Origin of the sequence: Polaribacter sp. AHE13PA (genome assembly GCF_019278505.1) — a bacterium.
GTDB lineage: Bacteria > Bacteroidota > Bacteroidia > Flavobacteriales > Flavobacteriaceae > Polaribacter.
This window is the reverse complement of the sequence record NZ_CP058985.1, coordinates 3275479-3286588: the sequence shown is the minus strand read 5'-3', so window position 1 is coordinate 3286588 and position 11110 is coordinate 3275479. Positions and strand designations below refer to the sequence as shown.

General features: G+C 31.2%; 7 protein-coding genes. 5 read left to right on the top strand and 2 right to left on the bottom strand.

Annotated elements, in window-relative coordinates:
* Positions 1-9 precede the first annotated feature (9 nt).
* Positions 10-1347, bottom strand: a complete 1338-nt coding sequence (gene gdhA / locus H0I28_RS14235; RefSeq protein WP_218759501.1) for an NADP-specific glutamate dehydrogenase — start codon at positions 1345-1347, stop codon at positions 10-12.
* Positions 1348-1524: 177 nt separating this feature from the next.
* Positions 1525-4557 carry a PEP/pyruvate-binding domain-containing protein gene (locus tag H0I28_RS14230; protein ID WP_218759500.1) on the bottom strand — a complete coding sequence of 1011 codons (3033 nt, stop codon included), beginning with the start codon at positions 4555-4557 and terminating at the stop codon, positions 1525-1527.
* A gap of 134 nt (positions 4558-4691) precedes the next feature.
* Here H0I28_RS14230 and pheS point away from each other — a divergent pair, with 134 nt between their 5' ends.
* The 5 genes from pheS to H0I28_RS14205 all read left to right on the top strand — a co-directional run bounded on the left by pheS (position 4692) and on the right by H0I28_RS14205 (position 11110).
* Entirely contained in the window at positions 4692-5711 is a 1020-nt protein-coding gene (gene pheS / locus H0I28_RS14225) for a phenylalanine--tRNA ligase subunit alpha (protein WP_218732104.1), read from the top strand.
* 75 nt (positions 5712-5786) lie between these two features.
* Positions 5787-6044: a hypothetical protein gene (locus tag H0I28_RS14220; RefSeq protein WP_218732103.1), complete on the top strand. Its 258-nt coding sequence runs from the start codon at positions 5787-5789 to the stop codon at positions 6042-6044.
* A gap of 249 nt (positions 6045-6293) precedes the next feature.
* Positions 6294-6797 (top strand): GbsR/MarR family transcriptional regulator, encoded by a 504-nt coding sequence (locus H0I28_RS14215; protein WP_218759499.1) that lies wholly within the window; start codon positions 6294-6296, stop codon positions 6795-6797.
* A 13-nt stretch (positions 6798-6810) separates the two neighbouring features.
* Positions 6811-7941: an efflux RND transporter periplasmic adaptor subunit gene (locus H0I28_RS14210; RefSeq protein WP_218759498.1), complete on the top strand. Its 1131-nt coding sequence runs from the start codon at positions 6811-6813 to the stop codon at positions 7939-7941.
* A 22-nt stretch (positions 7942-7963) separates the two neighbouring features.
* The gene (locus tag H0I28_RS14205; RefSeq protein WP_218732100.1) at positions 7964-11110 is read left to right on the top strand and encodes an efflux RND transporter permease subunit; all 3147 of its coding nucleotides are present in this window, start codon (positions 7964-7966) and stop codon (positions 11108-11110) included.

Genomic DNA, 11110 nt, shown 5'->3' with positions numbered 1-11110 from the left:
TATTTGTTTTTATACAACTCCTAAATCTAACATAGAATCTGCTACTTTAATAAAACCAGCAATATTTGCTCCTTTTACATAATTTACATAGCCATCTTCTTCTGTTCCATATATTAAACAAGCTGTATGAATTGAATGCATTATTTGATGTAATTTTTCATCCACTTCTTCTTTAGTCCAATTTAATTTCATTGCGTTTTGAGACATTTCTAAACCAGAAACTCCAACTCCACCAGCATTTACTGCCTTACCAGGTGCGTATAAAATTTTAGCATCATGAAATGTATGAACAGCTTCTGGAGTACATCCCATATTGGAAACTTCTGCAATATATTGTACACCATTTGCAACTAATTTTAAGGCATCTTCTCCATTTAATTCATTTTGAGTAGCACAAGGCATTGCAATATCACATTTTACACCCCATGGTTTTTCATTAGGATAAAATTTTGCTTCTGGAAACTCAATTGCATACGGAGAAACAATATCGTTATTAGATGCTCTTAACTGTAATAAGTAACTAATTTTATCATCATCTAATCCTTTTTCATCGTAAATATATCCATCAGGACCAGAAATTGTAACTACTTTTCCGCCTAATTCTGTAATTTTTAAAGCAACACCCCATGTTACGTTTCCAAAACCAGAAAGCGCTACTGTTTTACCTTTAAAATTATCATTTTTAGTTTCTAATATTTCTTTTGTAAAGTAAACTCCACCAAAACCTGTAGCTTCTGGTCTTATTAAGCTTCCTCCCCAATTTAAACCTTTTCCTGTAAAAACTCCTGTATGTTCTTGTTGTAATTTTTTATACATGCCATACATAAACCCAATTTCTCTACCACCTGTTCCAATATCTCCAGCTGGTACATCTGTACTTGGTCCAATCATTCTCCATAATTCTAACATAAATGCTTGGCAAAAACGCATAATTTCGGTATCCGATTTTCCTTTAGGATTAAAGTCAGAACCACCTTTTCCACCTCCCATTGGTAGTGTTGTTAAGGCATTTTTAAATATTTGCTCAAAACCTAAAAACTTTAAGATACTTAAATTTACACTTGGGTGTAAGCGAATACCTCCTTTATAAGGACCTATTGCATTGTTAAATTGCACTCTATGTCCAATATTTACTTGAACTTGTCCTGCATCATCAATCCAAGAAATTCTAAAGGTTAAAATTCTATCTGGCTCTACTAAACGTTCAATAATTTTAGCCGCTTCGTATTGTGGATTTTCATTATAAATTGTCTCAATAGACTCTAAAACCTCCTTAACAGCCTGTAAATATTCTTTTTCACCAGGGTGTTTCGTTTCCAAATTTGTTAAAATTTCTTTTACATTCATAATGGTATAATTAGTAATTTTTTATTCAATAACTTATACTTCAAAAATACATTTTAAAATTGATTTTAAAATAAAACTTTCAGCATGTTTTTTGATAATTAACAATATTTTATCTCTTTTCTAAGAATTTGAATATTAATTCATTTATTTGAAGTATTTTTTTATAAAATATACATTTTACATAAACCCTTCCGGAGGCAATTCTTCAAATGATTCTTCTATATTTGAAGTACTGTTCTCCAAAGAGATACCTTCTTTAAAAATAGCTGCTTTATTATTTTCTCCATCAATAATAACAGTAAGGTCATTTTTAAAAGAAATATGCCTTAAAAAAGAATCTTCAAAATCTGCTTCTTGTTCATTTAAATAATCTACATCAAAAAAGCCATCTTTTATAAACGGATTGATGGTTAAATATCCCACTTTAAAAGAGGTTAAATTTTGAAAAAAATGAGTTCCTTGACTCGGGTCTATTCTAAAATCATTTAAACCGGACTCTACTATTATTTTTGCCGCAGAAATTTGAGACCAAAGTACCGGAATACCTAACCAAGAATCGCTAGATCCCCAACGCCCAGGACCAACCAAAATATAGGGTTTGTCTAGTGCTACAAATTTTTTATTAATTTCTTCTACTGCACTTGCAATATCTCTTGTATTTGCCGAATTAAACGTTTCTGGTTTTACATAAACTACATCACAAATGTTTTCATATTTACCATTTCCTAAAGCAGATTCTGAGTAAATGATGGTTTCAGAAATATCTAAATTTTCAGGTAATTTACTTACGGTTTCCATACTTTCTATGATAGGCCTTATCTGCAAAAAACTAAATTCTTTTGGTTTACCTGCAGGAACATCTAGTTTCACTGCAAATTCTATTTCTATAGGGTTTCTCATTTCTCGTTGCCCAACACGTAAGAGTTCTTGCAAAATTTCTGGCAATGGAAACGTATTGTATTTTAAAATATTATCGAATGTAATTACCCGAATACCATCTTGCATTACACCTGGCCTAATAGTATTATTTTGTAAATCATAGGTAGATGCTACAAACTTTAAAGATCCATGATTTTCGGCTTTTCTAATGGTTACTTTCTTTTTATTGATGGCTTCACAAGTTGAAACCTTATAACTATCAGGGTTCAAATCTAAACCATAAAAATACTGTTGCGTTTCTCTTTGTGTAGAACCGGGAGAAGATAGTTGTAATATTTTTTTTGGATAAGATGGTGAAAAACGTAATGTTTGTCCGCCACCCACAATTATTTCTCCTAAACCTAAAGCAATATTAGCAATTCCTTCACTTGCTTTTTCATCTCCAATAGGATAAAAATTAATAGAACGTGCTACTCCAGAAATATTTGGATAATATACATCTTGATATGGCTTACCTATAACTTCTTGTAAAATTACAGCCATTTTATCTTCTTCTATAGTATGAGATATTGCTTTTAAATACAATTTACTGTTTTCAAAAAAAGCAGATGCTATAACAGATTTAATTGCATTAGCAACCATTTCAACTTTTTTGTTTATTTCAGAATTCGGAATCATGTACGTTGCAAAAACACCTGCAAAAGGCTGATAATTTGAGTCTTCTAACATACTAGATGATCGAACTGCAATAGGACAAGTAGTTGTTTTTAAAAATGCTCTAATATCTTCTAAAGCCCATTCTGGTAAATCTTTTGAAATAAATTCATGTAATATTTTATCATCATCTGTACATTTTGCTGCAAATTTTATTAGTTTATGGGTTTCTATAAACTGATCAAAAACTTCTGTACTTATTACAACAGTTCTTGGTATGGTAATACTTACATTTTTGTATTTGTTGTATAAATTATTTCGTTTTAAAAAGGAATCTATAAAAGCCAAACCTCTCGCTTTGCCCCCTAAAGCACCTTCACCTATTCTTGCATAACCAACAAACTCATCGTATTTATCTTTATTAAACTTTACAATTACACCTCTAGATCTGTAAACTAAATATGCTTTGATAGAATTAATTAAGAAATCTCTTATTTGACCATTATTTTCAAATTCATCATATTCTATAACGTTTAATAAATCTGCTAAAGGAAACAGCGCTCTAGATTTTAACCATTTAGAAAACTCACTTCTTTTTGCGTGATACATCAAACAATCTTCAGTAACATTCTTTATGGCTTTTTGAAATTCACCTAAATCTTTAGCTGTTGCTAAAATTTTCATTTGGGTAGGATCCCAAAACTCGAAATCTCCAAAAGCAAAATATTTTATAATATAATTTTTAATATCAACACCTAAAGTTTCTGAATGTTTATATAAAAATTTACCTTTTAGTTCTAACGTTCTCCTCTCATTATTTTCATTAGATGATTGCATTAAAAAAGGAAAATAACGTTTATATTTTCTTACATAATCTAATAATAAAAAACCAGCTTCTTTGTTTCTAACACCATCCTTAAAGTAATTCACATCAGATATTACACCTAGTAAATTTTCTTTGTAGGTATCAAATAAATCAATTCCCTCTTCAAAAGTAGTGGCTAATAAAATTTTTGGCCTCCCTCGCATTAACAGCATTTTTCTATGCTCGTTTAATCCTTCAGACATTAATCCTTGCGTTTGTTTAAGGATCACTTTATAAATAAGCGGAATATATCTAGAATAAAACTTTAGTGAATCTTCTACCAATAAAATGGCTTTAACACCAATAGTATTAATATCCGTTTCTGCATTCATTCTATCTTCGGTTAATTTAATAATTGCCAAAAATATGTCTGCATTACCATTCCAATGAAAAACAAAATCTATACTATCTGTATTTTCTTTTTGTAGCTTACTTCTTAATTGAGAAGAATGATGACTTAAAGCTGCAATTGGAACGTTTGGGTATGCTTCTTTAATTTTTTTTGATGTTTCAAAAGCATTGTAATTACCAATATCTAACCAAGTAATAACGATCTCTATTTGATGAGTCTTCATCATTTTAATTGCTCTTCTTGCAGAATTTGCATGGATAAAATTTGGTGGATGCCTTAAATTTAAAGAAGTGTATTCATTAAAAATTCGTTCTTCAATTCTACCATCTTCTTCAAGCATATAAAAATCGTAGTTAGAACAAACTATTAATACCTTATTAATCCTATTTTGCATTAATTTATCAAAAGTTACCTCTTTAAATGCATATGTTTTTAAATTAGATAAGATATTTTCTTTCATTATTATGCTGTTTTATATAATTTACAATATATTAATTTTCTAGTTTAGAACATTAATATATTACAAGTATTCAGCCAAAAATTAGATTCAACAAAAATAAAAATGTGTAAATTCGCGACCTAATTTAGTATGTAATGTTAGATAAAGTAAAAGAACTGATTGGTGATGTAAAATCATTTAACGCAACCACAAAAGAAGAAGTTGAAACTTTTAGAATTAAATACCTAGGTAGCAAAGGCTTACTTAAGGATTTATTTGCTGAATTTAAAAATGTAGACGCAGAGTTGCGTAAAGATTTTGGACAAGCATTAAATAATTTAAAAAAATCTGCAGAAGGAAAAGTTGCCGAGTTAAGCGAGTCTTTAGACAGTGTTACGAGTAACAAATCTTTTTATGGAGATTTATCACGCCCTTCAGAGCCTATTAACTTGGGTTCTCGTCATCCAATTTCATTAGTAAGAAACCAAATTATTGATGTTTTTAATAGAATTGGTTTTACCGTTTCTGAAGGTCCAGAAATAGAAGATGACTGGCACAACTTTACAGCTTTAAACTTGCCAGAATATCACCCGGCAAGAGACATGCAAGACACGTTTTTTATAGAACAAGATCCAGATATTTTACTACGTACACATACTTCTTCTGTACAAGTACGATATATGGAAGAAAATAAACCACCGATAAGAACAATTTCTCCAGGTAGAGTTTTTAGAAATGAAGATATTTCTGCAAGAGCACATTGTATTTTTCATCAAGTAGAAGGTTTGTATATTGATACAGATGTTTCTTTTGCCGATTTAAAACAAACACTTTTGTACTTTACTAAAGAGATGTTTGGTAAATCTAAAATACGTTTACGTCCTTCTTATTTTCCGTTTACAGAGCCAAGTGCAGAAGTAGATATTTATTGGGGATTAGAAACAGAAACAGATTATAAAATTACAAAAGGTACCGGTTGGTTAGAAATTATGGGATGCGGAATGGTAGACCCTAATGTATTGAAAAATGCAAACATAGATCCAACTAAATACTCTGGTTATGCTTTTGGAATGGGAATAGAACGTATTGCCATGTTGTTATACCAAATTCCTGATATTAGAATGTTTTATGAAAACGATAAACGTTTCTTAGAACAATTTAAATCTGTTTTATAAAACCTAGCAGAGAAAGAGTTAACAAGTTTGTATAATCGGTATTGTGAATTTTAATAGTAAAAAATAATTTAGATAATGAAATATTTTACACAATTTTGGGACGAAGAAAGAGATGATGAATATGCAGATTGGGGAACCTCAACTTGGTATTTTGAAACCAATGATGCAGACGAAGTTTTAAAACAAATTACGGTTTATAAAAACGAAAAAGTTACTAAATATAATGAAGACCACTTAGAAGATGAATTTGGTGGTTTGTGCGAAGGCACATTAACCATAGATGAATGTGACGGAGATGTTATCTCTAAAGAAGAGTTTTATAAACTTTGGTAATTCTATAGTTACAAAAGAAAACTTATTAAAAAGCTTATTATCTAGACTTTTATCCGCTTTTAGCGGATAAAAAACACATTTAAACTTACATTTTACAAAATTTAAAGCCGATATTACTATCGGCTTTTTCCTTTAACAAAAAATTAACTTCGTTAAGTTCGGTTTGTTCCGAACTAAAAATATATCTTTGCAAAGAATTTGACTGTTAATAAATAATTGCTCTTTAAAAACAGTCTTAAAGCAAATAAAATGAAAGAAGAAATCTGTAAAATAAAAATGGCCTTGGTAGAAAAACTAGGTGTGCATTTAGAAGACAGAGAACAATTAGCCCCTGTTGCAGCTCGTATTTTAGCCTACATCATTTTAACAGGTAAAAAAGGAGTCACTTTTGAAGATATGGTAACCATACTTTGTGCTAGTAAAAGCACTATTTCTACACACCTTAATCATTTACAAGATTTACATAAAATAGTGTATTTCACCAAAACTGGTGATCGTAAAAAATATTTTATCATTAATAAAGGAATGGTTCTTCAACATATAGATAATATGATACATAAGTGGAAAGAAGAACGTGAAATGCATTTAGAAATAAAAAATTATAAAGAAACTATAAACAGGAATAAAATTGAAAATGAAAGTGAAAAATTCGATCTAAATTTTCATGACGATTATATAAAATTTATAGACGGAGCTACATCCTCTGTAGAGGAATTAAAATTAAAACTAGACAATAATAAATTCGATATTTAAACCAAGACAAAAAATGAAACATTATAAATTATTATCATTACTATCACTAGGTGTATTTTTAGTAATTGCAAGTTGCACCAACAAAGAGCAACCAGCCACAGCAGCACAAGGTCCTGCACCTTCTTTTCCTGTAGTTACCATGCAACCAAAAACAGTTACAAGTTACAATGAATACCCAACAAGTTTAGAAGGAGTTGTAAACAGTGCAGTTAGAGCAAAAGTATCTGGATACATACAAAAAGTAATGGTAGACGAAGGTCAGAAAGTACGTAAAGGCCAAGTATTATTTAGACTAGAAACTCAGTCTTTAAGTCAAGATGCTGGTGCAGCAAAAGCGCGTATTAATGTTGCACAAGTAGAAGTGAACAAATTAGTACCGTTAGTAGAAAAAAACATTATTAGTTCGGTTCAATTAGAAACTGCGAAAGCAAATTTAACACAAGCCAAAGCAAACTATAGTAGTGTTTCTGCAAGTATCGCTTACGGAACTATTAGAAGTCAAGTAGATGGTTATGTAGGTGCTATTAATTACAGAGAGGGCGCATTGGTGAGTCCTGCAGACCCAACTCCATTAACAACAGTAAGTGATATTAGTAAAGTATATGCCTTTTTTAGTTTAAACGAAAGTGAATACTTAGACTTTTTACAAAATGCAGAAGGTAAAAACTTAGAAGAAAAATTGGCAAATTATGCTGAAATCAATTTAGTATTGGCAAACGGAAGCACGTATGCAGAAAAAGGTAAAATAGAAACAAGTACAGGACAAGTAAATAAAAATACAGGTACTGTTAGTTTAAGAGCTGTTTTTAACAATCCTAACCAACTATTAACCAATGGAAATAGTGGTAAAATTCAAATTCCAACCGTCTTCGAGAATGCAATTGTTGTTCCACAACAAGCAACTTATGAACAACAAGGAAATATTATGTTGTTTAAACTAGGAGAAGGTAACAAAGCTGAAGCTTCAATTATTAAAATAAAAGCAGTAGTAGGTAATTTATATGTAGTTGAATCTGGAATCAATTTAAAAGACAAGATTCTAGTATCTGGAGTTGGTAAATTAAGAAGTGGTACCGTTATTACACCACAAGACACTCCTTTTGATGATGCAATTAAACCTGTAGAAACTTTATTTAAAAACTAGCAAACCATAAACTTATTTAGTTATGTTAAAAACATTTATTGAAAGACCCGTTCTTTCAACCGTAATTTCTATTATCATTGTTTTGCTTGGAATTATAAGCGTTACAAGCCTACCAATAGAAGAATACCCAGATATTGCTCCACCAACCATAAAGGTAATTGCCTCTTATGCTGGAGCCAACGCAGAAACAGTTTTAGAAAGTGTAATTATACCTATTGAAGAGCAAATTAATGGTGTAGAAGGTATGACGTACATTACCTCTACAGCATCTAACACAGGTACAGCAGAAATAACTGTTTATTTTAGTCAAGAAATAGATGCAGATATTGCTGCAGTAAACGTTCAAAACCGTGTGGCTAGAGCAACACCATTGTTACCTGCAGAGGTTGTACAAACTGGTGTAACAACACAAAAGCAAGAAACTAGTGCATTAATGTTTATTTCTATGTATTCTGAAAGCGACAATTACGACGCTACTTTTATTCAGAATTATTTAAAAATAAACGTAATTCCTGCTATGCAACGTATTAGTGGTGTTGGAGATGTAAGTGTATTCTCTCAACAAGATTATGCCATGAGAATCTGGTTAAAACCAGAAAAATTAGCAGCTTATAATTTAATTCCTTCAGATATTACAGCAGCCTTAGCAGAACAAAACTTAGAAGCGGCTGCAGGTTCTTTAGGTCAGAATAGTGGAGAATCATTTTCATATACATTAACCTATAGTGGTCGTTTTAAAGAAGAAAAACAATATGGAGATGTTATTATAAAAGCATTAGGTAACGGACAATTTTTGCGTCTAAATGATGTTGCTGAAATAGAATTAGATGCACAATCTTATGCTTCTAATGCAATGAGTAAAGGAAATCCTGCGGTTTTTATGGGGATTTTTCAAACTAAAGGTTCTAATGCAAAAGTAATTATTGAAAACATTAAAGAGACGTTAGAGTCTGTTAAAAAAGACCTACCAGAAGGATTAGATGTTTTTGTGCCTTACGATACAAGTTTGTTTTTAAATGCATCTATAGAAAAAGTAATACATACATTATTAGAAGCCTTTTTATTGGTGTTCTTAGTGGTATTTATCTTCCTACAAGATTTTAGATCTACATTAATTCCTGCGATAGCTGTACCCGTTTCTATTATTGGTACCTTCTTTTTCTTGAATGTTTTTGGATACTCAATTAACTTATTAACACTATTTGCATTAGTACTTGCAATTGGTATTGTGGTAGATGATGCCATTGTGGTTGTAGAAGCCGTTCATGCCAAATTAGATGAAGGAGAAAAGAGTGCTAAAAAAGCAACTTTAACTGCCATGAACGAAATTTCAGGAGCCATTATATCTATTACTTTGGTAATGGCAGCTGTATTTATTCCAGTAACTTTTATCTCTGGACCAACAGGTGTTTTTTATGAGCAATTTGGAGTTACATTAATTATTGCAATCCTTATTTCTGCAGTAAACGCATTAACATTAAGTCCGGCTTTATGTGCTTTATTATTAAAACCACATAAAGAAGATGAAGAAATAAAAGGTAAAAGTCCTTTAAAACGTTTTTACACTTTATTTAATCGTGGTTTTAACGCTACGGTAGAAAGATATGGAAAATCACTACATTTCTTATACAAAAGAAAATGGGTATCTGGTTTATTATTAGTCTTAGCTATTGTTGGTATTTTTTGGGCATCAGAACAAACACCAACCGGTTTTGTACCTAATGAAGATAGAGGAATTCTTTTTGCAAATATAGAGTTGCCAGCAGGTGCTTCTTTAGACAGAACGAACGCAGTATCTAAAGATTTGTACAGTAAAATAAAAGATATAGACGGTATTGTTGCCGTAAACTTTATTAAAGGTAGAAGTTTAATTAGTGGAGCTGGATCAAATTATGGTTTTGGAATTATAAAATTAGCAGAATGGGGAGAGCGTGAAGATCCTTCTACTTCTGTACAGGCCATTACAGGTAAGTTATTCGGAATTGCAGCTACCATTCCAGAAGCAAAAATTATTTTCTTCTCACCACCAAGTATTAGAGGTTTTGGTAACTCTGCAGGTTTCGAAGTAAATTTATTAGATAAATTTGGAGGAGAATTTAAAGACTTAGACAAAGCAAATAAAGAATTTGCAATGGCTTTAATGAGTCATCCAGAAGTTAAATATGCACAATCTTCTTTCAGTACAAATTACCCACAATATGAAATGGAAATTAATGTGCCTTTAGCAAAAGAAAAAGGCGTACCTATTAGTAGTATTTTCTCTACATTACAAGGGTATATAGGGGGAATTTATGCTTCGGATTTTTCAAAATTCGGAAAACAATTTAGAGTATATATTCAAGCTTTGCCAGATGACAGAGCAACCGTAGATGATTTAAATAGCATGTATGTAAGAACAAACTCTGGTGAAATGACACCAATTACACAGTTTGTAAAATTAGAACGTGTATATGGGCCACAATCGGTAACGCGTTTCAACTTGTTTAATTCTACAACCATAACTGGTGCAACAAACGAAGGTTATAGTACTGGAGATGCTATTAGAGTTATTGAAGAAGAAGTTGCAAAATTACCAAGTAACTACACCATTGCATATTCTGGTTTAACAAGAGAAGAAGTAAGTGCGGGTAGCCAAACTATATTTATTTTTGCATTGAGTATTCTATTTGTGTATTTCTTATTAAGTGCACAATATGAAAGTTATTTATTACCATTTGCAGTGGTATTATCACTTCCTTTTGGTGTATTCGGAGCCTATATAAGTACCTGGTTTTTTGGATTAGAAAACAACATATATTTCCAAATTGCTTTAATCATGCTAATTGGTCTACTCGCCAAGAACGCCATATTAATTGTGGAGTTTGCGCTACAAAGACGTAAAAATGGAGAAAGTATTTCTGATGCAGCTATACATGGAGCAAAATCTCGTTTACGTCCTATTTTAATGACCTCATTTGCCTTTATTCTTGGTTTAATGCCATTAGTTTTAGCAAAAGGAGTTGGATCTGAAGGAAACAATTCTATCGGTACAGGTGCCGTTGGAGGAATGTTGATAGGAACCATTTTAGGAGTCTTTGTAATTCCGATACTATTTATATTATTTCAATGGTTACAAGAAAAAGTTTCTAGTAAACCAGCAGTTATTTCTCAACAAAATGAAGAAGAATAA

What these genes read in the sequence shown, in the direction of transcription:
- H0I28_RS14205 (WP_218732100.1), top strand. Translation starts at nt 7,964, where the DNA reads ATGTTAAAAACATTTATTGAAAGACCCGTTCTTTCAACCGTAATTTCT.
- pheS (WP_218732104.1), top strand. Translation starts at nt 4,692, where the DNA reads ATGTTAGATAAAGTAAAAGAACTGATTGGTGATGTAAAATCATTTAAC.
- H0I28_RS14210 (WP_218759498.1), top strand. Translation starts at nt 6,811, where the DNA reads ATGAAACATTATAAATTATTATCATTACTATCACTAGGTGTATTTTTA.
- gdhA (WP_218759501.1), bottom strand. Translation starts at nt 1,347, where the DNA reads ATGAATGTAAAAGAAATTTTAACAAATTTGGAAACGAAACACCCTGGT.
- H0I28_RS14230 (WP_218759500.1), bottom strand. Translation starts at nt 4,557, where the DNA reads ATGAAAGAAAATATCTTATCTAATTTAAAAACATATGCATTTAAAGAG.
- H0I28_RS14220 (WP_218732103.1), top strand. Translation starts at nt 5,787, where the DNA reads ATGAAATATTTTACACAATTTTGGGACGAAGAAAGAGATGATGAATAT.
- H0I28_RS14215 (WP_218759499.1), top strand. Translation starts at nt 6,294, where the DNA reads ATGAAAGAAGAAATCTGTAAAATAAAAATGGCCTTGGTAGAAAAACTA.